Below are 25,650 nucleotides of genomic sequence, written 5' to 3'. Positions count from 1 at the left end.
ATTAGGCCAGAACGCTGCTATTCATAAATTCCTCCAGCCTCACCATGCGTTTTTCTACGCGGGAACGCTCGGCTGCAAACGCCATCAGATGACTCTGGATCGACGCTTGGGCAGAGGTTGTGCTGTTATGCCGTCCCTTAGATTGAACCGACTTCACAAAATCGGCGATCAAACGCATATCCCCGCCGCCATGGCCTACATGGCCTTCCGGATCGACGAGCTGGATCACTTCCTGCTTGCCGCTGCCGAAACGGCGGATCTCGATCTCATTAGTCTCCATCGTGGCCCGTATTTCGCCTTCGGTGCCCATTAGCTTGATGGTACGGTTGCATTTCTCCGTGAACGCGCTCATCGTGAACACCGCCGTAATGTCATGCTCGAACTCCATGCTGACGACCTGATGATCGACGACGTCGTTATCGCAGTGGTACACGCACCGGCCAAAAGGACCCTCCAGCATCGCTTGGTAACGCGCTTCGTAGCTCGGGTCGTTGCTCGCGGCCTCGCCTTTCCAGCCCGAATTCTCGATCAAATACGTATTCGGCGCATAGTACTGGCATTCGTGCGATACCGGGCATCCATCCAGGCAGCGCTTCGGCGCGCCGGGCGGAGCCGACTCCGGACGGAAATGCGACAGGTGGCCATAGGAGGCCACGCTTAGGCATCGGCCTCCCGCCAGCCATTGCATGATGTCCAAGTCATGGCACGATTTGGCCAAAATCATCGGGCTGGATGACTCGCTGTTATTGAAATATCCCCGCACATACGAGTGGGCCTGGTGCCAATAGCCGACGTTCTCGTTGTGCTGGATCGACATCAGGCGGCCGATTCGTCCTTCATCGAGCAGTCGTTTAAGCTCTTGGAAAAAAGGCGCATACCGGAGAACATGGCAAATCGTTAACGTACGGTCGAAGGCTTCCGCCTGTCGGCCCATATCGATGCATTCCTGCCACTCCGGGGACATCGGCTTTTCCAGCAGTACATGATACCCGGCTGCCAGCGCCTTCATGGTCGGCTCATAGTGGTCACGGTCCCTCGTGCAGATGAAGACCGCATCCGATTGACGGGGGGCGGCAAACAGGTCATCCCAGCTTGCAAAGCATTGATCATCCGCTATCCCGAACTTCGCTTGGCAGCGGCTTCGCCGCACCTCATCCGGATCGGCAACGGCAACAATCTGCATCTCCTCCGGTCGCTGGAGCGCATAACCGCTGTAAATCATGCCGCGAAGGCCGGCTCCGACCAGCGTGACCGTTAGTGGTTTTGGTTTACTCATGTCCTTCCACATCCTTTCCCTCTAGTTGCCCGCGATATTCTACCCGTGGTTCGTTCAGCTCGGAGGGATCAAGCATCCTGAAAATGCCGGGAAACACGACGCTCATCGCTTCCTCCTCCTCGAACTGCCGCGCCCTGACCAGATCGGCTGCGCTGCTCACAGGATGAATGGCCGTAATCGTGCCGATTCTATGGTCAACCTCCGCGGCAAGCTGCACATACAACCCTTCCCGACCCACCGTATAGAACGGGATCGCTCCTGCCTGCCACTCATCAAAGTGGGAGATGGCCTCCATGCACCGGATGACATCGTGCGTGCGCAGCGCAACCAAACTGTCCCCGAGCCAGATCAAATCATCGGCAAGCTTATGCAGCACACCAAAGTAGGAATGCGCTGGTTTCCCGTATATCGGATAAGGCTCATGGGGACCGACGCCGGACGTATTCAGCACCAGTACCGCACGGCCGGATCGGCAGGTTTCCTGAATCCAGGCCCAATGCGCTTTCAGCTGGCGGGTCCCTCCCCGCCAAACGGCAACGGTCAGCGGCCGCCTTCGTTCGGCTGTATCCTCGGCCAGTCGGAATACATAACCGCTGTTCATGATGCCCTCCTGCGACCACCACAAGCGATAATCGGCCTCAAGGCCCTCCACTGCGCCCAGCCCAATGATGCGCGGGTTCAATTCGCAAGGCTTCCGGGAGGCGTAAATCTTCTCCTTCAGCCACCGCCTTGCTTGATCCCGCCTTTGCTGCTTCGGCAGCAGCGAACGGGCTGCTTCCAGCTGGTTGCAGCGATCGGTATTGAAGTCCCGGATCGTCCTTGCGTCGGCCTTATCCCGGTACACCTGACCGCTGGGACTGCACCACAATTGTTCCGGAGGCAGCGCCTCTATCTTCATGGCATCGGTGGGAACAGCCTTTACCTCGAGATGCCGGACGAAAAATGCCGCCGCTGCCGCAGCCATCCGGTCCGTATAGCGGTGCGTCGAGGCGTCGGTCACAAGCTGCAGGTCGCCCGTGTGACCGAGCAGCTCCCAGAAGCGCCTGCAACGATCAACGGTGCGCCGCGTGCCTTCAATCGGGAAAAAATCGTATTCCGCCGCCAACACGATCAGCGGCTTCGGTGCAAAAGCGATGAGCAGATCCTCATGGTCGTAACCCAGCCCTGACAGACCCGGCCATACCTGCTCGGCATCCTGCACGCCGCCGGCATGCATGTACAGCTGCCGGTTCATGATGAAGGTGGCGGGAGCCGCCGCCGCAATGCGTTCATCGCAGACCATCATCATGGCCGTCTGCGTTCCGCCGCCGGAATTTCCCGTTACGCCGATCCGCGACGGATCGACCTCGGGCCGCTCGCACAAGTAGTCGATGGCACGCATGGCATCGTGAACGAAATATCGGGCTACGCTGTCGCCGAGCATATGGCACTGAACGCCGTACTGCTGATGCTCCTTCGTTCCCCATATGACGCTCCCTGCCCGATCCTCGAAATCATGAAGGCTAAGGCGCTCGCCCTGCCCGATCGGATCGATGGCCAGCACGATGATGCCCGCCCGGACGAAGTGCTGGATGACGCGCTGATAATAGGCATCATGCTTCGCCCCCAGCTCGTGCCCGCTCAGAAACAGGACGGCCGCGGAGCGTTCTTCCCGGTGATCGGGCAGATACAGATTCGACGTGACATCATACCCCGGGAGGGACTCGAACATAACCTTCTCTACTTGAAATCCGGTTCCGCGAATGCTTCCCGTTGTGCGTCCGTTAAGTAGGGAATCGGTTCTGCCACCTGACATGTTGCAGGCGCCCCCCGCGGACCAGCGCGAACGTTCCTTAAGCGGAGAGCCGTCAGGCGATGTTTCCTCCCCGAAGGCCGCCCCTTCCTCCCTTTCCGGGTTCGCGAATGCATCGGGAAGACCGCCGATGGACTTCAGGAAGGCTGCCTTTATGTCCTCCTGCCGCTCTCTTGCCGCCTCGGCCGTGACGATGGAATCGCGGATAGCGTCCCCGGCGGCAAATGCGGCATCGGAACGCTCGAACACATGCGCTTTCAACTGATCCCGCGTGTCGTATAACGTGCAGACATACTGCTCCAGTTCCTGAACGCTGTTCATCTCGATGAACTCCCGTTGACGAGCGTCGGCGAAACGTCCGGAAGCTTCATCGCCCGGCCTTCGGCAATGGAGCGATTGGCCGTGGCGCCAATCAGAAGGGATTCGGCACCTACCGAGCTGTCGGCTTGTTGGCCTAGCGGATCTTCGATCCCGCCTTCGAACAGCGCCTTGCGCAGCTTCGCATCCCCACCGCCGTGACCGGCGGCCGATGTATTGACCTCGACCAGCTCCTCCGTGCCATCGGCTCTAAAAATATGAATCCGGCTCGCTTCCCCTTGCTTCATATCCGCGTTGCTGTATACATTCGAGACCTCAATCCGGCCTTTGCTGCCGTTGATCGCGGCGCGCCAACCCTCATACGGGCTATAGGCGACGAGGGAATAGGTCAGCATCGCATCATTGTCGTACCGGACATTGACCGACATCGTGTCATAAATGTCGATCCGGCCGTCAAACAGGCAGCGGTCCCGCAAATAGCCGTCGGCTTCTTCCGCCTGGCGATAGTATTTTTCAAGAAACGGATCCTTTTCGATATCCATATAGAACTCACACTCGTCTTTCCGGTGGCAAGTCAGGCATCGTTCTCCATGGTCCTGCCGATCGTCCCCGTACACCCGTCTCGTCCCAAACGCATGAACTTCCGCGGGACGGCTGTTCATCCACCAGTTCACGATGTCGAAGTGATGCGTGGACTTGTGAACCAGCAGCCCACCGCTGTTCTTCATCTCGGCATGCCATCTGCGGAAATAGTCCGCGCCATGCCGGCGGTCCAGAAACCACTCCAGATCAATATGGTAAACATCTCCGATGACTCCTTGCAGCAGCAGTTCCTTCACGGTCGCAAAATATGGCGCAAACCGAAGGTTGAACGTGACCGTCACCTTCTTGCCGCTCTCCGACTCCGCCTGCAGAATCTCTCGGCACTTGTCTTCGTCAATCGTCATCGGCTTCTCGCTAATGACGTCGCAGCCTGCCCTCAAGGCTTTCACGATATAGGTATGATGCGTGTAATCCGTACTCGCCACGATCACGACATCCGGCTTCGCGGCGGCGATCATTCCGTCAAAATCATCGTAGACGGGGATTCCCCCGCACTCCTCGCTCAGAAAGCGCGCCCGCAACGGATTGGCATCATACACGCCTTCAAAGGCAAGGACGCCTCTCCAGTCGGTAACCATCGGCTTAGCAAACATATACAGCGCTCTCGATCCAGCGCCGACCAGCACGTACTTCTTCATGTCGTAAGTTCCTCCTTCAGCCTTTCATCCCTGTCGAAGCGATGCCTTGAACAAATTGCTTCTGCGCGAACAGATAGACGATGACGACCGGCAGCGTCGTAATAACGGCCCCCGCCATCAGCAGCGCTTGATTGACGTTCTCCGATTTCAGGTAGAGCAAGCCGAGCGGCAATGTGTACAACTCCTTGTCTTGCAGGTAAATCAGCGGGCCCAGCGTGTTGTTCCACGCGCCCATGAAGGTGAATACGCCCAGCGCGGCCAGCGCCGGCTTGCACAGCGGCAGATAAATTTTGAAGAATATGCCCGGCGGGCTGCAGCCGTCGATCGTAGCCGATTCATACAGCTCTTTGGGCAAGGATTTAATGAATTGATGCATCAGGAAAATACCGAATGCCCCGCCCAGAAAGCTGGGCACGATCAAAGGGTAATACGAATTCAACGCCCCGAATTCCTTCCAGATGAAATAGGTCGGGATCATGGTCACTTGCGACGGAATCATCAGGGTAGCCAGCATGATCATATAGATGAGCCCCCGCAGCCGAAAGGTAAACATCGCGAGCCCGAAGGCCACGAAAGCGCTGGAGACCAAGGATCCCACCATCTCGATCGAAACGATGAAAAAGCTGTTCAAGGTATATCGGCCGAAGTCGACTTTATTCCATATCGTCACATAGTTATCCCAATTCAGCGGATTCGGGATGAGCTGCGGCGGCATCTGCGAGATGGCGCCAACCGTCTTCAACGACGTGGACAGCATCCATATGAACGGGAACACCATGAAAACCGCACCGGCAATCAGCAGCAGGTACATCAGCACCTTAAGCAAGGGGTGAGTCGTCTTAGTCATAGTGCACCCACTTTTTCTCGAAATACTTCTGGAACAACGTGAAGCCCAGGATGATGACAAACAGCAGCCAGGCCGTTGCCGATGCCGGTCCCATTTTGAAGAGCAGGAACGCGTCCCGGTACACCAGCAGATTCGGCACCATATTTCTCTCCGGTATGCCCGTGGTGATGGAGCCGAACAGACCGAGGAACACGTCGAATGCCTGGAATGCCGAGATGGTAGACAAAATCATGACGAGATACACCATCGGCGTCACCATCGGGAACACCACCTTCGTCAGCTGCTTCCAGCCATTGGCGCCATCAATCTGCGAGGCTTCCAGCACCTCTTTCGGAACGTTCTGCATGCCGGCCAGAATCATGATCATGGATTGGCCCACGCCCTTCCATACCTGAACGATCGCGATGCTGGAGATGACCATCAGCCAATGGCTGCTGTCAATCCATTTAACGGGGGCAAGGCCGACAGACTCCAGCACCCAGTTAATCACGCCGTATTGATAGTTGAACATCCACACCCAGACCACGCCGCCCGCGATCCACGGAGTCACGACGGGGAGGAAATAGAACAACCGGAACAAGCCCTTGGCCCGGATGGCCTGATTCAGCATGAATGCGATCACGAATGCCATTAACGTCTGAATCGGCACGAAGATGAGCGCAAAGACAAACACGTTCCGAATGGACACCCAGAACTCGTGCTTGTTCAGGACCCGCACCCAGTTGTCCAGCCCGATCCACCGCGGCGGGTTAAACAAATCCCACTCCGTGAAGGAAATATACGTGGAGAATAAGATCGGAAATAAGAGAAAAACCACGACATTGATGACAAACGGCAATGTGAAGATATAACCCCAGTATCCTTGTTTCTGCATGACACACCTGCCTTTCGTTAACGGAGCAAAGGATGCAATCCGACACGTCGCCAAAACTGCATCTCCCTGATCCCATGAAAGTTATTTACCGGAGTCCAGCACATCCTGAACCTTGGCATGAATATCCTTCACGCCGTCTTCCACCGAAACATTGCCCACCATGATTTCATTGACCACCTGCTGCACCAGAATCCGCCATTCGCTCCAGGTAGCATTCTCATCCAGGGTAACGCCGCCTTCGTTAATGCCGTCCGTGAAAGCCGCTTTGTTCAGAGGTTTGGTTGTGCTGTCCTTCAACTGATCCAGCGCCGACTTCTTCACGGGCAGCGTGGATCCCGTCTTGACGATGATATCCTGCACTTCATCGCCGAGGTAATATTTCAGGAACTCCCAGGCGGCATCCTTCGATTCCTGCTTCGCTCTGGAGGAGACCAGCCACGTGTTGGCTACCATCGGAACATAGCGCTTGCCGTCAACCCCTTTCGGAATTTTGACGACATCCCAGTTCGTATCGGCAAAGCTCTCGTTCATATTCACCTGCAGGCTGTATTGAAGGAAATACATCGCGGCCTTGCCGCTCGCGAATACTTCGAGCTCGCCGCCGTTCGCCTTCAAGTAATCGATATCGGCAAAATAGCCTTGATCCAAACCGTCATACAGCTGCTGTAATCCGGCCGCGGTTTTGGGATCGTCAAACCGAGATTTCGTCAGGGTGTCGTCCAAAGCCGAGCCGCCTGCCTGCTTGATCCAAGGAAACCAGCCGTTGGTTATGGAAAAGGAACCGATGAATCCGAATTGGCTGGTTTGGTCTCCTTCCTTGATCGTCAGCTGCTTGGAGGCTTCAATGAGGTCGTCAAAGGTCCAGTCGTCGGTCGGTACCGGCACGCCTGCCTTCTCGAAGACATCCTGGTTGTACGCTAGCGCAATCGGGTTAATGCCGTGGGGGACGCCCCAGATCTTCCCATCCGGCGTTTTGGCGGAGAAGAGTCCGTCGATGTATTCGTCCGCTTTCAGGTCGGATTCAATGTAGGAGGACAAGTCCTCTGCCACGCCTCGTTCCCCGTAGCTAAGTATGGTGGCGTTCTCTTGGAACCAGACGTCCGGCATCGTGTTGCCTGCAATCTGCGTGGCGATCTTGGACGTAAAGTCCCCCCAGGGCGCTTCTTGGATTTCAACGTTGATGTGGGGGTGGGACGCAATAAAACCGTCGATAATTTCTTTACTTGTCACCTCATAGCTGCCAGGGAGCCCAATCTTGAGCGTCACCTTCTCTTTGCTGCCTTCCGCTTCCCCCGGTGAGACCTCCCCATCGGTTGACCCGCCGGATGAGGAGCAAGCGGTGAACATCATCATAAACGCCAGCATCAAAGAGATTACCTTTACCTTTCTTGACATTGAAAACCCTCCTTTTTGAGTTACAAATAGAAATAACGTGTTTTCTGCTCCAGCTCATTCCAAAGGCATTCATTCTATAGTAATCGATTTCTGTAACGAGTATAGCATGGAAGCCCTTTCTTGAATAGAGTTTTCTATGCTCTCATCGATTATTTTTATGCTAGAAGTCTGAATTTGAGCGTTATATAAGGTATTCCGAGGTTTTACAGGAATTGTTTCCCACATGCTGAATCAAGAAACGGATAGGAAAAAAGTTAGTAATCGATATCTTTATTAACAACAAATAAAGCCCGAGCGTTTTTGAAATGCCCGGGCCTTATGCCATCCTTGTATTCACTTGTTCTCCCGAATATCCCGGACCGATTTTCGCTCCAGCAATTTAGGCTGCAGCATGACATCAAACATCGGGCTATCGTCGCCCTTCATCATATCCAGCAGCATTTTGCAGGCCATCTTCCCCATCTCGTAATCGGGCTGCTTAATCGTTGTGAGCGGCGGATGAATCATCTGCCCCACGTCAATGCCGTCAAAGCCCATTACCGAAATCTGCTCCGGCACCTGGATGTCGCGCTGTGACAATTCGTTGATCACCCCAAAGGCCATCATGTCATTGCACGCAAATATCGCCGTCGGCTGCGGCGAATGTTCCAGCAGTCCCTGCGTGAGCTGCTTGCCTGTATCGAATTCGGTTATCGCATTATACACTTCCTCGGTCGGGGACTCGACCACCAGCGGTTTGAGACCTGCGTCCTTCATCGCCGACATATAGCCCTGATGAATGCTTCGGCGGCTTGGGCGATCCAGCTTGGAAGTGACGTAACCGATGCGCGCATGCCCCTTCTCCTGCAGATGCTTGGTAGCGATGTAACCGGCCTTGTGGTAATCGAACTCGATCTGGTTAATGTTGTCCTCATCGATCTTCTGATCGATGGCGATGACGTTCAGGCCAAGGTTCATCAGCTGGGTCAACTGGCTCTTATCCTTGGAGATCGAAGAGATGATCAGGCCTTTGACCTGCTTCTCCATGATCGTCCTTAAATATTCGTCCTCCAGCGCCGGATCTTGCAGGGAATTGCATACGATAACCGTAAAATTATTCTGCCGCGCCACCTCTTCGATCCCGAATATGACGGAAGAATAGAATGGATTCACAATAGAAGGAATGATGATTCCGATCGTATTACTGCTATTCTTCTTCAGCTGTTTGCCAAACATATTTGGAATATAATTGGACTCCTTCGCGATTCGCTGGATACGTTCTTTAAGCTCTTTGCTGACAGGATAACTGCTGTTGCTTAACACGCGCGAAACCGTTGCCGAAGAAACGTTTGCCATCTTCGCTATATCATGTATCGTGGTCGGCTTCTTCATAGGATCCCTCACTTATAGTAATCGTTTACTATTGTAAAGTATACAAATAGCTGACATATAAAGCAATAAACCGATGAAAATATCCATAGCGCTCACGCCCCGTTACATCCGCAGATCCCAATTTCTCGGCTCTAGTCCCATTGCCCGGAACGCTAAGTTCAGCCGCTGGATGCGACGAACGCCAAAATCGATTAGTTCTCCGTGCTCGCAAACAAAAAAAAAGACCGCCGGGTCATCCCCGGCGGCAAATATATTGGTGGAAGGAATTTCATCGTTCAGTTGGAACAAGGAGCAGCTAAAAAATGACTGAGACTGGAATTACACCTCAGGCGTTCCGTAGGTTGCGAACCAACCCTTGATCGTATCGAAATCATCCGTAAAGGACAGGGAGAGCAGCAGCAGTACGCGGGCTTGTTGAGGACTCAAGTTGTCGCCTGAAATGATGCCCTCTCCGCCGCCGTATACGCTTCCGGAGCCTGTACGGGTCGTAGTTACGAAGACCACCCCCTTTTCAATGGCTTCTTTGCGGGCAGCGCTCATCTCTCTCGAGATGCCGCCTGCGCCGGTACCGGAGGTGACGATGCCTTTAGCTCCATCTGCCACAAAGCCTTTGATCGAGCCGCCGCCGGCCTCTTGATAAGAAACCGCAATTTCGACCTTCGCCAGATCCTCTTTCGTGATTTTGCTCAGATCAAACACCGGCTTGCCCTGACCTTCCTCTTTCATTGCACGGAGGGGAGCCCGGTAGATACGGATATTCTCGTCATCGATATATCCGATCGCGCCCAGCATAGGCGTTTCGAACGTGTCGGTGCGGTAGTCATTGGTCTTGGTTACGCCGCGCGCCAGATGAATCGTGTCATTCAGCATCAGCACCGTGCCGAAGGATTCCGTACGGCCGCTTCCGGCAAGCTTGATGGCATTGTACAGATTCGCTTGGGCATCGGAACCGATTACCGTCCAAGGTCTCATGGAACCCGTGATAACGACGGGTTTGTCGCTTTGCACCGTCAGATCGAGGAAGTACGCAATCTCTTCCATCGTATCCGTCCCCGTCGTTACAACGACGCTATCGTACACTTCCAACGCCTTGTCGACGGTCCGGGAAAGATCGTATAAATCGGCCATGGTATAAGCGCTCGACCCGGAGTTGCCGAACTGGAGCGTGCTGATATCCGCAACCTTGTCCGTATTCGGAAGCTCGCCTACCATATCTTCAATCTTCAGCGTACCTGCCCGATAGGATTGAAAGCTGGTTGCATCCGTCGATTGGCCCGCCAAAGTGCCGCCAGTCGCAACCACCAGCACGTTCGGCTTCGCCGATTGTTTAGAGGCCTCCGACAGGGGAGGAACCGTCGTATTCCTACCTGGCGCCGCAGGGGTTTGCACGGGTGAAACCGCACTTACCGTCCCTTTCACTTCCGTGACCGTCGCAGCATGTGCCCCATACGTTCCAACAGGCGATAAAGAAATCACAAAAGCAGTGAATGCAGCGGTACTCCATACTGCTAACGGGCGTTTCAACTTAGGTTTCATCATGGCACTCTCCTCTGATGTTTATGTAATATTACATAACACAAATCTATGTATTCGTTAGAATCATTCTATTTAATGTTATTTAATATAACAAACATTACATCAAGTAGGGAAAGCGATTACAATGATAGTTTATGGATGATAACTCCCCTTTAGTTGCCTTTTTTGATAGATTTAAATAAATAAAATCCAGAAATGAATAGAGCATATCATCAGAAGATAAGATTAATTAATGTTATATAAATTAACATACAAGTCCGTCCACAAACGATTTCTATCCGAGCAATAAACAACAACAAGGGATAGTCCATCACCCTCCGGTCGGACTATCCCTTGTACTTGTTATCATAGCGCCTGCTGGGGATTATCTTGTATAAACGCCTTCTGCTTAATCCGCCTGTCCCGGTTCCTCCACAGCCCCTGCTCCGGTGACACGGTACACCATAATTTCACCATCTACCACGTGATAGATGGAGTAAGATTCCACCACCCTGTTCTCGTTAAAGCTTATCATGAGCTGCGCCTTCATGCTTCTGCTCTCAAGGCCCTGAACATCCACCGAAACGGCGGTTTCGGGGTAATGGTAGCCTTCCTTGCCTGGATGATCATACTGCCACGAAGTGAATCCCCCGCCTTTAGCCGTCGTCTTCGCCTCCCCTAGCTGTTGCCGGACTTCTTCCATCGTCTTGCTTATCAGCGACAGCTCTTTCAGGGAAGAAACAACATCTTCTCCCTGCTCTTTCGAGGTTGGCTTTTCCGCGGAAGAGGCCGGAACAGACGGCGACAGATCGGCTGCCTTCGCTACCGATTGATCTTCTGAAGCCTCGTCACTCTCTCCGGCAGGAGTTGCCTCTTTCTTCTCCTCCGGCTGCGGCTGCTTGGATAATTCAAGCCCTTGCACGGATATGTTCACCGGCTCGTTCTCCACCAGGGGAATTTCGTTGCTGCAGCCTGCGATCACCAGCACGGCCACGACTGCAATCCATATCATTCTAATCTTGTTCATAGCTCACTACTCCTTCGTTGCCTCTCCATTATGATTGGAGGTAATATGGAATTCCTTCATCATGTTATGGAAGCGTGCACCGAAGCCTTCGGAGGCCTCCAGGAAATACTGCTGCTTCACGACAAAGCTGCCGCCCTGCCCGTTATCGAACACATAATACCGTATGACCGGATCATCCCACTCTTTGCCGCCGGTGCCGCCTACCGCACGTACCTCCCAGCCTTGAATCGGTTCATCCACGAGATTCGCCTCGACCTTCGGATAGGTTTGCAGCTCCTTCTGGAGCTGCTCCGCTGCGCTCTTTGGATCAATGCGCTCCTGCGAAATTTCCATGAACACCTCCGGATAGCGGTCATCCGTCGGCTTCTCCTTCAATTCAATGCGATCCACGCCCGATTCATGAACCATCATAAACCGGCTCTCATCAATATAAATCACGTAATCCGCCCCCTCATGCAGCTGATCCACGCTTGTTTCCGGCATGCCCTCCAGCTCCTGTTCAACCGTCTTCTGAGGAGCGAACCATTCCTTCACCTGATCAATGAACGCTTGGACAGGCGCCGTCTGAAAGCTGACGGTCAGCACGATGGCTGCCGCAGCGGCGGTGCCCGCAATCCATCCGGCCGCTCTTCGTCCCGAACGGCGGCGCCCTTTCGATTCCCTTGGCGCGAAGCGGGTCTCCGGCTCCGCCGGCTGCTGGGCTTGCTCGTTATGAATCCGCTCCTTGATCGCCATCCAAATCTCGTCTTTATGTCGCATCGCGTCATCCGTTCCCTTTTTCAGGCCGTCTGCAATCTCTTGATCCCATGGATCACGTCCCATGCTGATTCCCTCCCCTATTCTGCAGCATCCATTCCTTTAATTTCTTTCTCGCTTTGAACAGCCTGGACTTCACCGTGTTGACGTTCAGCTCCATCATGTCCGCGATATCCTTCTCGGCAACATCATTCAAATATTTCAAAATAACGGGAATCCGGTGCGGATCATCCAGCCGCTGCACCAGCTCATATACCTCGCCGTGCCGGTCAAATTCATAGGTGTCGCTCTCGGAGGGAAGATCCCTCTCCTCGGAAATTTCCGAAGGCACCATCCTCGCATGTTTCTTCAAATACCGGTTGCACTCGTTATAGAGAATCCGGTTGAACCACGGCTCAAAGGGTCTGCTCAAATCATAGGACCCCAGGTTGCGGTAAACCCGGATAAACGTTTCCTGCACCACGTCGGCGGCGCTTGCCGAACTTCCGGTGACTGCGGCTGCCGTTCGAATCGCCCGATCCGCATATAACCGATACAGCTGTTCAAACAGTTCATCGCTGTACTCCGTCTTTAATCGTTGTATAAGGTCGTGTACCAAACCGTGCTTGCCTCCTTTCACTTGGCCAATCACTTACAATACCCCGGCATGCAGGCAAAAAGTTTTCGAGTACGTTATTTTTTTATGAAAAAAAGGATACCCCGATGCCGCACGGCCGAAGTATCCTTTTTCTATATTATAACCAATCCTTAAGCTTGCGCCGGGATCGGTTCCATTGGTTGTGCCTGATGGCTCACCGGCTCGACTTGCTCTGCCTTGCGGAGGTGCTTCTGTCCGCGCCAGCGGAAGAAAGACAAAACGCCGCGCAAATACTCGTCGGCGATCATGCAGGAGTAGATGCCGATAAGCCCCCACCCCATATGAATGCCGAGCACATATGAGAGCGCGGTGGCGACAAGCCACATCGAGCCAAGGGAAATGTACATGGTGAACCTGGTATCTCCGACGGCATTGAGCGAGTTGCCGAGCGCCATGTTAAGCATTTTGCCGGGCTGGAGAATCAGGTTCATGCCAAGAAGCGATGCCCCGATCGCAACGATCGTTTTATCGTCCGTAAACAGCCCCAGCAGCTGTTTTCCGAAAACATACAGGAGGAATGCATTGACGACCACGTAAATAGCCCCGATACCCAGTGCGCGGTACGCGCTTCGGTAGGCCTCCCGGATCCGGCCTGCGCCGAACAGATGCGCGATCTGGATCTGGGCCGCCATCGCGATCGACGAGCCTAGCAGGAAGCAGAAGGATTCCAGCGTATTCATATACGTACGGGCTGCCAGCTCGGCGGCACCCAGCGTTGCAATGAAGGAGTAAATGATCAGCTGCGTAAAAACCCAGCAGGACATATTGATGCCGAGCGGCCATCCGATCTTCAGGATTTCGCCGAACAGCGGGCGGTCGAACACCCGGAATTCCCTCCATTTGATTCGGTATTCAAAGGAGCGCAGAAACATGTACAGCAGCAAGAGAACGGCAAGCAACCGGCTGACCACCGTCGAAATCGCAACGCCGGTAAGCCCCCACTGCGGGAAGCCGAAAGCTCCGAATATAAACCCATAGTTCATAATGACGTGGATGATATTCATCCCGATGGCCACGTACATCGGCCCGCGCGTGTTGCCGGTATTGCGGATGACCGTGCTCATCGTAGCCATCATGGCAATCAAGATCATTCCGCCGCCGACAATGGAGATATACGTTCCCGCAAGCGGAAGCAGATGCTCCGGCAACTGCAGCACCGAGGCGATAGCCTCCGGCATTGCAAACAAGATCACGCTGCACGCCAAGCCGATGATGGTGGTGGCGCTTACCGCCATGATGCCGATCGTTCGGGCATCCCCCGTCCGATGCGAGCCGATCTTCTGGGCAATGAGAATGCCGGCACCGCTGGCGACCGTCATGAACAGCGTCGTCATCGCCTGAAACAGCTGATTGGAGAAGCCGACCACGGCTACCGCATCGTCAGAAATCCGGCTGACCATCAATGTATCCACCGCTCCCAGCAGAAACTGCAGGAACAGCTCGATAAATATGGGCCATGCGAGAACCCATAATGTAAATTTGTTTGTGTTTTTATCCAACATTCCAACCTCCACCCATGATGTAAGGGTTAAACACAATTCATGATGAAACGGTCTTTAACCTTTTCAAATTATAGATGGTATACTGGAGTTATAATATCATTTTCCGAACGAAAACTTTCAAAATTCAAACCTCGCGAACCACGAAAGGGCTTTCTTATGACGATCCTGAATTTTACCGTTCCGCCACTGCCGGAATACATCAATAGCGGGCTTACCCGGGCTCCGATTCACAGTGGACACCCCAACCGCAAAAACATCGGCATCTTTGATTTGCTCGTCGTTAGGAAGGGGCAGCTGCATGTCACCGAGAACGGAAATCCTTATGAGATCAAACCCGGCATGTTCCTGATCCTGCGTCCCGATACGCATCATTTCGGTACGAAAGGATGCATCGAGGAGACCGATTATTACTGGCTCCATTTCCAGACCTCCGGGGATTGGCACCCGGATGAGGCCTGCCAAGCGCCTAGAAGAGAGGAAGTTTCGGAGCTGAAGGCGATGACGCCGAACTATTTTTCCGTCAACATTCCTCAGTTCGGCACCCTGCCTCAGCCGGAAAAGGCCTTGGAGCTCCTGGCTACCCTGTCTTCGCTGGTACAGTACGGTCACCAGGCCAAAATCCTGTGGCGGCAGCAGGTGGTGTTCCAAGAGCTCATCGAGCAGCTGGCCGCCGCACTGGATACGCCCCTCTCCTCGCCCTCCTCCGCTTGTGCCGAACGGGCCGCAGCTTATCTGCGGAAGCATTATCGCGAGGAGTTCAAGGTACAGGAGCTCGGCGACCGCATCAACTTCCACCCTGTCTATATCGCACGCTGCATGCAGAAGGAATTCGGCTGCTCGCCGGTTGAATATTTGCAGCGCTATCGGATCGAGCAGGCCAAGATGCTGCTGATGCAGACGGACTTCAGCATCAGCCGGGTCGCGGAGGAGGTCGGTTTCAATCATGCGGCCTACTTCACCTCCTGTTTCACGAAGCAGGAAGGGATCTCGCCGCGCAAATACAGGCAGCGGTTCTTCATGAATTAATTCATTTTTACGCAAAATCCAAGAAAGTGGCTTGCAACCTGCGTGAGAAGCCTATATAATGAGAATTAACCACATGATAATGATTATCATTACCGGACAAGTGAGAATGTGTTGAGAATGTATTTACACTCAGGTTTACACGCTTTTCGCTTGAAGAGTTTATATACAAAGGAGAGCCGATCGACTTATGAAAACGACTTCCCGCCGCTGTTCTCTGCAAATGGATGATTATTTGGACCTGCTGAACCTCGCGATCCAGCTTGGAGACGTGAAGTGGCAAAAAGAAATCACCCGCAAAATGGAAATGACGCTGTCCACATTAGAGACCGCTGCTCAATAAATAACACAGGGATTACATATCCTGCATATAGGAAAGACACCCGATCGCTTATCCCAGGCATCTCCTTGGAAAGCTGATCAGGTGTCTTTTTTCTGTCATCGCTATCGTTTCTTCTCCAGGTTCTGGCATTCTAAATTACTTCTTCGCAAAACCGTCCAAATCATGCTTCAACCGGTTGTTAAGCGCTACCAATTCGTCGTAATCGGAGATGTCCAGTTTGACTTCTCCCCCCTCAACCGAATCCGAAACGTAATACACCTTGTACATCAGGGAAATCAATGCTTCCGAATCCTTCATGATGATCGCATATTTCTGGGCGTCCTCCTCCGAGAACTCCCCGTTCTCCGCATAGCTTTCCCGTATACTGTCGGATAGAGCCAGGAGCTTTCCCGCGATGGGGTTAAGCAGCTGCGAACGGACGGCTTCATCTGCCGTCTTGGAATACGCTTCGATGGCCGCCAGCTTCAGCCGTACTTCCGCAAGGCGCGCTTCATGAAGGGGCATGGACTTCAACTCCAAAATGTCGGTGTAATGGCTCCATATTTGAAATAGAGATGTGCCCAATATGCTTTGCAAGGTCATTTTCGTTCCCTGTTCGATCTTCTTCTGATGTTCAATCAGAAACACGGTGCAGGCCAGCACCAATGCTACCATCCATACCCAGATCCACTTCGCTGAATTCGTCATAACGCACCTCCGACTCTTCTATTTTACCATATTAAGGATAAAATAGAATGGAATATATCATGGTCAGAGCGCAAAATAAACGACCCAGTCGCAGGACTGGATCGTACCGATTCTTTTAGCTGCCTCGATTTTGTCGCCACAAGTGAAAAGGGAATCGGATGTAAAATAACAGTCCCCGGTTCATATAAGAGGGAGAACCCTGCCGCTTGACGGCTAAGGTTCTCCCATCATAGACAATATCATTTTGGCGACTGGTCCTCCCAGCACTATTTTGAAATCATTCCTGCTGCAAGCCTGCATCCGTCTGCACCTTGATCCGGTATTCATGTGGCGAGATGCCTTCCAGCTCTTTGAAGACGCGCGAGAATTGCTTGGTGTTCTCAAACCCGACCGCTTTGCCGATATCGGCAAGCTTCATGTCACCGGCCTGGAGCAGGTCCTTGGCTTTCGTTATTCGCAGCTTTTTGAGATAAACCACGAAATTTTCGCCCGTATGGGCCTTAAACGCTTCGCTGAAATACGAATAATTCAACGATACATAATTGCTGACCATTGCCATGTTCAGCGGCCTGTGATAATTCTCCTCCATGTAGCTGACCGCTGCCTTGATCTCGGAATGCTCGCTGTGGGCGGAACGGATCCCTTTAACGTATTCATTCACGTGCAGCAGCAGATGCTCCAGATTCCTGAAATACGTATGGAAATGCCGGTAATTGTCCATCGTCCCTACCTTGCGGTACAGCTTCAACACTTCCACCATGGAGTCTCCGTACACGCGGAACACTTCGTCCAGCACCCGTTCATTAATCCGTTTGCTGACAAACTCCAAATAATCGATGGCCACATGGGGCATGTCATCGATATGGAAAATGTCCAGCAGCAGCGCCTTGATCTCCCGCTCCCGTTCCGTGCCGAGCATGTTGCCGAGCTTGCGGATATTCTCTTCCGGCACCGGATACGTGTTCAGCTCCCCTTGAATGTCATCATGGCTCATCAGTTTGACGTTGGGGTGAATGAACGTATAACTCAAAGCGGTCAGCGCCTGGTTATAACAGCTCCGAATATCCTCGAACCGGAAGCCTTTCCGGCTAATTCCGACGAAGAGCCCGTCCATCTCCCGCTCGGTAAACTGCCGTGCCAGCTTCTCGAATTGTCCGTCCGGACTGCCGATGAGCACGACCCTCCCCTTACCGTCCAGGAAACACGCATTGATCCGCCCTTCCACCGAAGCCGTCATGTTATCAATCAGCTGCTTCAGCTCATCCTTGTTCATGGAGTTGCCGTCTTCGTATTTGTATTTCATCACCGCTACCCGAAATGGCTTTACGAAGGAATCAAATCCGATTTTTGCCGCGGCAGCCTCCGGCTCCCCATCCACACTTTGGGGCCGCTCCAGGAGTTCCTTCAGCCGATGGGTCTGCAGCTGTTGAAGATATGCGTCACTGGCCGCCATGCGGTCATGCACGTCCGCTTGCCGGATCAAAACTTCTTCTGTCTTTCGGAGGGCAGCGAACAGTTCGTCCCGTCGAATCGGCTTAAGAAGGTACTCTTTCACCTGGTACCGGATCGCCGCCTTCGCATATTCAAAATCGTCATACCCGCTAAGAATCAGAAAGACGGGTTTAACTCCCAGCGGACCCTCCCGTTCGGCCAGCGCCTCGATCAGGCGTATTCCGTCCATGACCGGCATCCGGATGTCCGTAATGACGATATCGGCCGGTTGTTCGTTGTAGGCTTCCAGCGCTTCCTGCCCTTGGGCAGCCAAACGGATCTCGTATTGATCCGGGAACTCCCGTTCAATCATCGTTTTCAGGCCATACCGGATATTCTTCTCATCATCCACGATCATCAGACTTCTCATGTCCACTGCCTCCTCCTGTTAACAGCACTTTAGGGAATGTCATGGTCACCTGCGTAAACTTCCCCTCTTCGCTCTTCACTTCGATTCCATATTCATTCCCATAGAACAACCGGATTCGCTGGTGCACGTTTCGAAGCCCGATTCCACCGGCCTGCACGCCGCCGCGCCCATAATCTCCCGAAGGGAGCTCCTCGTCGTCCGCCGTTCGCAGAATCTCGCCCAGCCTGCCCAGCCGATAAGGCTCGATCCCGATTCCATTGTCCGTGACGTTAATCGTAATCTGGTCCTCTTCCCATGCGATGACATCGATCTTGATCTGCTTCTCCTGATCCGGGAACTCCGGCCAGGCATGCTTGACGGCATTTTCCACGATGGGCTGCAGCGACATTTTCAATACCTCGAGCTCCATGAATTCGGACGGAATGTTGAGTTCAAGCCGGATCGGCTCGTCGAACCGGATATTCATTACATCGATATAGTTGCGGATATGGCGAATCTCATCCCTCAGCTTGACGTACTCTCCCGACCATTTGAAGTTATAACGCATCATTCCGCCTAGGGAGGTCAGCGCGTCCGAAATCGTCCGCTGTCCCTCGATTTCGGCCAGCATTTTAATATTTTCGAGCGTGTTGTACAGGAAATGGGAATCGATCTGGCTGTGCAGCGTGCGCAGCTCCGCCTCCTTGGTCACCGCCTGCTTGCGAACCCCTTGGGCAATCAGTTCATTGATGGTGCGGATCAATTTGTTAAAATGATGCGCCAGTTCGCCCACCTCGCCGCCGCCTCGGATCGCAATGGCCGCGGTAACCTCTCCCTTGCGGACTCTCTTCATCGTCTCCGTTAAACGACGCAGGCTCTTCAGGATAATGGAATTCAAGTAATACGTAATAATCGACAGCAGAATGATCAGCACGACGTTCGCGGCTATAATCTGTCCCTGGGCCTTGGATACGTTATTCAGCGCCCCTTCCAGGGAAACGACATTCAGCACGTGGGCATGAAGCCGCTCCATCGGCGTCGCAATCAGCAGGAACGAGGAACCCTCCAGGCTGAACCTGGCATGCATGGTCTCCTCGGAGTCGCCCGTCTGCAGCTTCAGCTTAGCGAATTGAAGCTCCACCTCGTCCCGGAGTCCCTCGTGACTGGTCATGAACGATTGGCTTCGATCCATGAACAACTTCCCTTCCTGATCCACGATGACCATCTGCGAGCTGTCATCCACGATACCGGCAAAGGTCTTCGGAGCAAAATACTTGAGCAGCATATCCACCTGAATCACGCCGCTGTAATTCCCGTTATGGACTTGGCGGATCAAGGACACCTTCGGCTGCTCTTCGGACACGTCGGCGGCGTAGCGCTGCAGAATATCGGGATCGCGGTGGTTGAATACCCACATCTCCCCGCCGTCCAACTCCTTGACCTTGGGAAACCACGGCTCGCTTGCGATCCGTTTCTCATGGAAAATGATCGGCCACATCTCCGTCACGTTCGAGTTGTTGGTGTATAACCGAAGATGCGTAATATTCGGATTGTTCGTTTGGATCCGTTGTATATCCTTGAAAGGCCCCCATGCCAAATCGATCAGCCATGCCGGCTCGGGCTCTTCATTGATCCGAAGATAATCCTTGATTTTGTCATCCGAAATCGCCAGCTGTGCGGCCATTTCGATCGCCTCGATCTGGTTCAGCATGTTCATCTTCTCGATTTCCAGCAGGAACGAGTTCTGGTTAAGCGCATCGCTGATATAGGTATCCCGAATCTGCTTAAAAAAATAATTCGACACGATAATGCTCGGAATCAGCAAAATCAAAATATAGGCAGCAACCAAACGGCTCTGCATCGACCTGCGGCCAATCCAATAGGTAAACGATTGTATAAGCGATGCCATTCGTTTCATCATGACTGTCACATCCCGTTTCATGAAATAACCGTAACCGAGTCCTGGATGGAAAGGCAGCATCAGCCGATCGGATACCATCCTATATTAGCTCGTGATGCGACAAAAGGCACCCTATTTCGACAAAATCGATCATAGGGTACCTTGCGCCTGCATTCTGTTTTTTTTGCGTTCGAGCGAAAATCCTTATTTCAGGAATTCCTCAAGCTTCTTGACGTTCTCTTCGTATTCTTTCTGTCTGTATTCCTGAACTTTCGCGAATCCGAGCGATTCGCGTTTCGCTTGGTAATCGCTCCAGATTTGATCGAATTCGGCATCCGTTTTGGCAAAGATCAGCTTCGGCAGGATTTTGCCCCATTCGTTCAATACTTTGTCGTTAATGATACCTTCCTCGGAGCTGGCATCCGGATCCAGTTGATCGAATTGCGAGAAGCTCTGGGTCTTGCCGCGAGTCCAGTCTTCCATCTGCTTGAATGGCTCTACGGCCGGAGGCGCCCAAGCCGGCGTGATGTTGGTATCCATCATCATCCAGAAGGTATGGGATGCTCCGTACTTCTTGTCGAATGCGCCGCGGTCGCTGTTCAGCAGCTCTGCAACCTCAGGCAGGAATTGATCTTTACCGTCAATCGTATCCCATGTCACGCCTTTTTCGCCCAAGTAGGTGTCACGCTGGCCTTCTTCGGAGATCAGGTAATCCAGGAAGCGAATGGCACGTGCTTTGTCTTTTACGTTCTTGGAGATCAAGGTTACCGTCCAGCCGGAGATCGAAGGACCCGACAAGGTCGGCTGATCCAGATTGGAGTTAGCCGGTCCGTCCACCGCGATGTACACGGAGTTCGGATCGTTTGCATACAGCGCGTTCTGCTGGTTCGCCATATCGCTGCGTTGGTACAGCATCGCGAAATAGCGGCCCTGTGCGATTTTTTCTTCCATCTGCGGACGCTTATCCACGAAAATATCCTTGGACATCAGACCTTTTTCATTCGCCGTACGGAACGTCTTCAACCATCTTACATATTCCGGATCGGTGCTTCGGTCATACAGCTTTCCGTCTTTATCCTGCGGAATGGCGAGGAAGTTCTGCAGGTAGCCCTCGAGGGAGCTGTTGCCTTTCTCATGGAAATCATGCAATCCAAACGGAATGAGCGGCTGTCCGTTCACGTCCGGGAACATTTTCTTGGCGTCCTCAAGCGCTTTCAGGAAACCTTCCGGCGTGCGCATATCCGGGCTTCCGAGCGCCTCATACATGTCTTTGCGGACCAGGAACGTTTGGTTGGAGGTAATGTTATCGCCAAACTTCTCATAGTCCTTCGGTGAAGAGGAGGCATTCGGATAACCGTAAATGTTGCCGTCATCCTTGGTGTACCACGACACCTTCGCAGGGTCGGTTACTTTATAGAAATACGGATCGTATTGGTCCGCCAGTTCGTTCAGCGGCAGAACGAGGTCGCCTTCGATCATTTTTTTGACAGCGTCTTCATACCATCCCAGCGTAATAAAATCAGGCAGTGTGCCGGAAGCGATCATCGTATTCATCTTCTCGGCTTCGTTCCCGGCCGGTACGATGAAGTTGACGTTAACCCCCGTCTTCTTCGTTACGTATTGCGACGTAATGTCCTCGCCCCATTTGTTCGGGAACCAGGCGAAGTTGATGTACCAATCAAACGTAATCGGGGAGGTATCGACTTCCCATCCCGGCTGGTCCTGAGTCAGTTTTACTTCTTCTGCCGGTTTGTCTTCCTCTTTTTCCGACGCGTTATTGTCACCGCCGCCGGACGAGCATGCTGTTGTAAAGGCCATGACCAGTGCGAACATCAACAACAGAAGGCTCTTTGGCTTAAGCATCTTGCTCATGTGTTTACCCCTTTTCTTATTTAAAAATATGATTATATAGAACTCCCGCCGGATTAGGCAAGAGAAGCTACCTGTAAGATTTCCCCTCCCCCGGGTCTCCCCGGGAGATGGAAAGCAAGGCTAACAACGACTCCTGTGAATCAACCTTTAATGGAGCCGATCATCATCCCTTTGACGAAGTATCGCTGCAGGAACGGATAAACGAATACGATCGGTGCCGTCGTTACGACCATGGTCGCCATTTTGATCGATTGGGAAGTGACCGTCTTGGCCACGCCGCCCGGCACCTGGGCCATCATCTGATTGGAGCTCGATTGAGCGACGACCTTATACAGATACGTCTGGATCGGCTGCAGATCCGTATTGTTGATATAGATGACGCCGGTGAAATAGTCGTTCCACTGATAAACTCCGTGAAACAAGGCGATCGTTGCGATAACCGGCATGGATACCGGCAGCACGACCCGGAGGAAGATCGACCAGTCGTTGGCCCCGTCAATCTTCGCGGCCTCCTCCAGACCGTCCGGAATTTCCCGGAAGAAGGTCATGAAGATGATGAGGTCAAAGAAACTGAACATGGCCGGTATGATGTACACAAGGAAACTGTCTAGCATATTCAGATCCTTGATCAACAGATAGGTTGGAATCAGTCCGCCGCCGAAAAACATCGTTATCGTTCCGAGCAGAATATAGAATTTGCCGCCGATCAGACCCTTCCGCGAAAATGCATAAGCGACCATCGCGGTGAAGAGGACATGGATGAACACGCCGATCACGGTTTTGGCTACAGTGATGCCCATCGCCGTCATGATGCCGGAGCTCTGAAACACCGCGCTGAAATTCTCGAAACTGAACATTCTCGGCCACCAGTAGATCCCTCCGCGCATGGCGTCCTGCCCGTCGTTGAAGGCATTTACCAGGACATACCAGATCGGGTAGATCGTCAGGAAACATACGATCAGCATGCCGAAATTATTGAATATATCAAAGAAGGCTTCGCCTTTGGTTCTGCGTTTAAGCATGGAATATCATTCTCCCTTCTCGTTAGAACAGCGAGGTGTCGTTCAGTTTTTTGGTCACCCTGTTCGCAATCAACAGCAGGATGATCGCAATGACGGACTTGAACAATGCAACGGCTTGCGCGTAGGAATAACGTCCGTTCTGCATCCCGGTGTGGTATACGAAAATATCGATGACGTTGCTCGCGCTTTCGTTCAGCGAGTTCCGGAGCACCAAAATCTGATCGAAGTTGGAGTTCAGCACACCACCGACCGCAAGAATGAAGAGGATGGATATGGTCGACTTGATGCTGGGCAGCGTGATATACCACATTTTTTGAAACCGGCCGGCGCCGTCAATCGTGGAGGCCTCGTACATTTCCGGCGAAATACTGGCAATGGCCGCCAGATAGATGATCGCGGACCAACCGAGCTCCTTCCAAATATCCGAAGTGATAATGATTCCCCAGAAATATTTCGGTTCGGCCAGATACGTGATCGGCTCATCGATAATATGCAGGGCCAGCAGGATATTGTTGATGATCCCGATATCCGCAAGCCAGGTCATCAGAATGCCGCCCAGAATGACCCATGACAAGAAGTGGGGCAGATAGGAGATCGTCTGGATCGTTCGCTTGTAGCGAACGGACCGGATCTCGTTCAGAAAGAGCGCAAAAATGATCGGCAGCGGAAATCCGATGAACAGCTTCAGCAAGCTGATCCCGAGCGTATTTCGCATAACGTTGGTGAAGTCTTCGTCCGAGAAGAACTCCTTGAAGTGTTCCAGCCCGACCCACGGAGCTTCGCCGATGGATTTGACAATATTAAATTCTTTGAATGCAATGATGACACCGTACATGGGAATGTAGTTGAAGATGATCATCCACACAACGCCGAGCAGCGCCATAATTTGAAGATGTCGTTGGCCGTAGAGCTTTCTGAGCCATCTTTTTCTGTCGAGCTTCCTCTTATCCTGCACAGAAGGCTCCATCGAGGGACCGACACCGGTTTCGGAAGCGTCGGCATGAAGTTGATTTTGCATGGTTATGACCTCCAAGTTGATCCTATCATTTTGAAAACCCTTACATTCTCTATATTTCTATTGTAAATCGTACATGGTCTGCATGTAAGGTTTCAGATTTCGTATCAAGGTGCTCATTTTTCGGGTAACCATCAGCAAGAACGAAAATTGCGCCCCCCAAACGAAATATCGTTCCCCTTCCTGACCGGGACAAAAAAAAAGGCATGAACAGCAGCCTCAGTAGCTGCCATTCATGCCTTCCTTCTTGCCGATGATGTTCTGCCCCAAGCCGATTCCCTGATCGCCGCGGCTTTCATCATCCTTGTTACTAACGTATATCAAACGGTTTCCCCGTTATTCCTCTTTGTCTTCCTCGCGCTGTTCCTGTTTGCTTTCGTGTTCCTGCTGGTATTTCTCACGCATTAGCTTCTGCATGATGAATTTTTCCTGATCGTTCAAGCCGCCTTGGTTCTCCTGAATGATCATGTTGTCAATGTTTCGCTTCAGTACCTCGGTTTGCGTGTTCAATACATTTCACTCCTTTGAATTTTGCGTCCCTTATGCTGCGAAATCATTCTGACCCAGAATGTAAGGGTACACGTATTACTAACCATTCTCCTTCCAATGAAACAGAAATAGACGGATTTACCATAAAATCCGAAGGTAGCTTCAAGAAGAATTAGTGTTTGCCCAGCGCTTTCTCTAGGTATTAGCTGCTATTTGCGCTCGATCTGAATCCCCTTAGCAAGAGATTTCTGTTGTTTATTGGTATTAACTAGCTGCGGCAGGCTTCTCGTTTCCTTGACCATAGGGGAATGACACAAATGGCATACCGGTTCCGTGTCGAACGCAAAATCGTCCCGCATCCACCCTTTGCAGTCTTCCTTCGTGCATGCCCACACTTCCGTTATTTCCTCAGGAATACTCTCCATCGAGTTTTTACGCGAATACATGAACGCTCCTCCTTATTCTCGTCTTAGAAAATAGAAACGCCGTATAAAAGAAAACTGCCCTTAATGTCACACATTAAGGGCAGTTTTCAATTGTAATTACAATTTAACAACGTTCTCAGCTTGTGGTCCACGGTTTCCTTCAACGATGTTGAATTCAACGCGTTGGCCTTCGTCAAGCGTTTTGAAGCCGTCGCCTTGGATCGCGCTGAAGTGAACGAATACATCGTTTCCGCCTTCAACTTCGATGAAACCAAAGCCCTTTTCAGCATTAAACCATTTAACAGTTCCTGTTTGCATGGGGGAATCCTCCTTGATATATATTTACATGACCTTTTTTCTTCGCAGACGGAATAAAAAAATTCACATATTGCACAAGGTTACCAGAAATGACAACCCTCTACAATATGTGAATTCAGGTCGATTTCGATATTCATATCTTAACACATTTGAACGACGATAGCA

The 25,650-nt window shown here is 52.3% G+C and carries 24 protein-coding genes; 2 read left to right on the top strand and 22 right to left on the bottom strand.

The features are described 5' to 3' along the window. Position 1: 1 nt before the first annotated feature. The 13 genes from M1D70_RS02890 to M1D70_RS02830 all read right to left on the bottom strand — a co-directional run bounded on the left by M1D70_RS02890 (position 2) and on the right by M1D70_RS02830 (position 14,551). Positions 2 to 1,276: a Gfo/Idh/MocA family protein gene (locus tag M1D70_RS02890; protein WP_456289083.1), complete on the bottom strand. Its 1,275-nt coding sequence runs from the start codon at positions 1,274 to 1,276 to the stop codon at positions 2 to 4. Then, entirely contained in the window at positions 1,269 to 3,389 is a 2,121-nt protein-coding gene (locus M1D70_RS02885) for an alpha/beta hydrolase family protein (protein WP_456289082.1), read from the bottom strand. Before M1D70_RS02885 ends, M1D70_RS02890 begins: the two co-directional genes overlap by 8 nt. Continuing rightward, positions 3,386 to 4,627: a Gfo/Idh/MocA family protein gene (locus M1D70_RS02880; RefSeq protein WP_009591871.1), complete on the bottom strand. Its 1,242-nt coding sequence runs from the start codon at positions 4,625 to 4,627 to the stop codon at positions 3,386 to 3,388. Before M1D70_RS02880 ends, M1D70_RS02885 begins: the two co-directional genes overlap by 4 nt. 16 nt (positions 4,628 to 4,643) lie before the next feature. Continuing rightward, positions 4,644 to 5,474: a carbohydrate ABC transporter permease gene (locus M1D70_RS02875; protein ID WP_009591862.1), complete on the bottom strand. Its 831-nt coding sequence runs from the start codon at positions 5,472 to 5,474 to the stop codon at positions 4,644 to 4,646. Then, positions 5,467 to 6,348 (bottom strand): carbohydrate ABC transporter permease, encoded by an 882-nt coding sequence (locus tag M1D70_RS02870; protein ID WP_009591841.1) that lies wholly within the window; start codon positions 6,346 to 6,348, stop codon positions 5,467 to 5,469. Before M1D70_RS02870 ends, M1D70_RS02875 begins: the two co-directional genes overlap by 8 nt. A gap of 81 nt (positions 6,349 to 6,429) precedes the next feature. Next, the gene (locus tag M1D70_RS02865; RefSeq protein WP_456289081.1) at positions 6,430 to 7,743 is read right to left on the bottom strand and encodes an ABC transporter substrate-binding protein; all 1,314 of its coding nucleotides are present in this window, start codon (positions 7,741 to 7,743) and stop codon (positions 6,430 to 6,432) included. 333 nt (positions 7,744 to 8,076) lie between these two features. Next, the gene (locus M1D70_RS02860) at positions 8,077 to 9,114 is read right to left on the bottom strand and encodes a LacI family DNA-binding transcriptional regulator (protein WP_456289080.1); all 1,038 of its coding nucleotides are present in this window, start codon (positions 9,112 to 9,114) and stop codon (positions 8,077 to 8,079) included. Positions 9,115 to 9,216: 102 nt separating this feature from the next. Next, positions 9,217 to 9,402 carry a hypothetical protein gene (locus tag M1D70_RS02855; RefSeq protein WP_456289079.1) on the bottom strand — a complete coding sequence of 62 codons (186 nt, stop codon included), beginning with the start codon at positions 9,400 to 9,402 and terminating at the stop codon, positions 9,217 to 9,219. Positions 9,403 to 9,432: 30 nt separating this feature from the next. Further along, entirely contained in the window at positions 9,433 to 10,653 is a 1,221-nt protein-coding gene (locus M1D70_RS02850) for an asparaginase (protein WP_456289078.1), read from the bottom strand. A 385-nt stretch (positions 10,654 to 11,038) separates the two neighbouring features. Further along, complete coding sequence (locus tag M1D70_RS02845; protein WP_456289077.1) at positions 11,039 to 11,656, bottom strand: hypothetical protein; 618 nt, start codon at positions 11,654 to 11,656, stop codon at positions 11,039 to 11,041. A gap of 6 nt (positions 11,657 to 11,662) precedes the next feature. After that, entirely contained in the window at positions 11,663 to 12,478 is an 816-nt protein-coding gene (locus tag M1D70_RS02840; RefSeq protein ID WP_456289076.1) for a hypothetical protein, read from the bottom strand. After that, entirely contained in the window at positions 12,468 to 13,010 is a 543-nt protein-coding gene (locus tag M1D70_RS02835) for an RNA polymerase sigma factor (RefSeq protein ID WP_456289075.1), read from the bottom strand. Before M1D70_RS02835 ends, M1D70_RS02840 begins: the two co-directional genes overlap by 11 nt. A gap of 149 nt (positions 13,011 to 13,159) precedes the next feature. Beyond that, positions 13,160 to 14,551: an MATE family efflux transporter gene (locus M1D70_RS02830; protein ID WP_456289074.1), complete on the bottom strand. Its 1,392-nt coding sequence runs from the start codon at positions 14,549 to 14,551 to the stop codon at positions 13,160 to 13,162. A gap of 156 nt (positions 14,552 to 14,707) precedes the next feature. On the opposite strand from M1D70_RS02830, the gene M1D70_RS02825 reads away from it, so the two are divergent. Both M1D70_RS02825 and M1D70_RS02820 read left to right on the top strand, forming a co-directional pair. After that, positions 14,708 to 15,577 (top strand): AraC family transcriptional regulator, encoded by an 870-nt coding sequence (locus M1D70_RS02825; RefSeq protein WP_456289073.1) that lies wholly within the window; start codon positions 14,708 to 14,710, stop codon positions 15,575 to 15,577. 187 nt (positions 15,578 to 15,764) lie between these two features. Next, complete coding sequence (locus M1D70_RS02820; RefSeq protein ID WP_009591875.1) at positions 15,765 to 15,917, top strand: hypothetical protein; 153 nt, start codon at positions 15,765 to 15,767, stop codon at positions 15,915 to 15,917. A gap of 135 nt (positions 15,918 to 16,052) precedes the next feature. Here M1D70_RS02820 and M1D70_RS02815 read toward each other — a convergent pair whose 3' ends face one another. The 9 genes from M1D70_RS02815 to cspD all read right to left on the bottom strand — a co-directional run bounded on the left by M1D70_RS02815 (position 16,053) and on the right by cspD (position 25,485). Further along, positions 16,053 to 16,604, bottom strand: a complete 552-nt coding sequence (locus M1D70_RS02815) for a hypothetical protein (RefSeq protein ID WP_456289072.1) — start codon at positions 16,602 to 16,604, stop codon at positions 16,053 to 16,055. 277 nt (positions 16,605 to 16,881) lie between these two features. Further along, a complete protein-coding gene (locus M1D70_RS02810) occupies positions 16,882 to 18,465 on the bottom strand; it encodes a response regulator (protein WP_456289071.1) in 1,584 nt (527 codons plus the stop codon). Further along, positions 18,440 to 20,443: a cache domain-containing sensor histidine kinase gene (locus tag M1D70_RS02805; protein ID WP_456289070.1), complete on the bottom strand. Its 2,004-nt coding sequence runs from the start codon at positions 20,441 to 20,443 to the stop codon at positions 18,440 to 18,442. Before M1D70_RS02805 ends, M1D70_RS02810 begins: the two co-directional genes overlap by 26 nt. A gap of 105 nt (positions 20,444 to 20,548) precedes the next feature. Beyond that, on the bottom strand, positions 20,549 to 22,216 hold the full coding sequence (locus M1D70_RS02800) for an extracellular solute-binding protein (protein WP_009591856.1): 1,668 nt from the start codon (positions 22,214 to 22,216) through the stop codon (positions 20,549 to 20,551). A gap of 140 nt (positions 22,217 to 22,356) precedes the next feature. Further along, a complete protein-coding gene (locus tag M1D70_RS02795; RefSeq protein ID WP_009591847.1) occupies positions 22,357 to 23,238 on the bottom strand; it encodes a carbohydrate ABC transporter permease in 882 nt (293 codons plus the stop codon). Positions 23,239 to 23,260: 22 nt separating this feature from the next. Next, positions 23,261 to 24,256, bottom strand: a complete 996-nt coding sequence (locus tag M1D70_RS02790; RefSeq protein ID WP_009591873.1) for an ABC transporter permease — start codon at positions 24,254 to 24,256, stop codon at positions 23,261 to 23,263. 333 nt (positions 24,257 to 24,589) lie between these two features. Further along, positions 24,590 to 24,763 (bottom strand): hypothetical protein, encoded by a 174-nt coding sequence (locus M1D70_RS02785; protein WP_009591843.1) that lies wholly within the window; start codon positions 24,761 to 24,763, stop codon positions 24,590 to 24,592. 188 nt (positions 24,764 to 24,951) lie between these two features. Continuing rightward, positions 24,952 to 25,188: a cold-shock protein gene (locus tag M1D70_RS02780; RefSeq protein WP_012818739.1), complete on the bottom strand. Its 237-nt coding sequence runs from the start codon at positions 25,186 to 25,188 to the stop codon at positions 24,952 to 24,954. A 96-nt stretch (positions 25,189 to 25,284) separates the two neighbouring features. Then, entirely contained in the window at positions 25,285 to 25,485 is a 201-nt protein-coding gene (gene cspD, locus M1D70_RS02775) for a cold-shock protein CspD (protein ID WP_006207896.1), read from the bottom strand. Between the last annotated feature and the right edge of the window lie 165 nt (positions 25,486 to 25,650).

The organism is Paenibacillus sp. AK002 (assembly GCF_053903045.1).
Note: the sequence above shows the minus strand (reverse complement) of the source record. Positions and strands in the feature narration are given on the sequence as shown.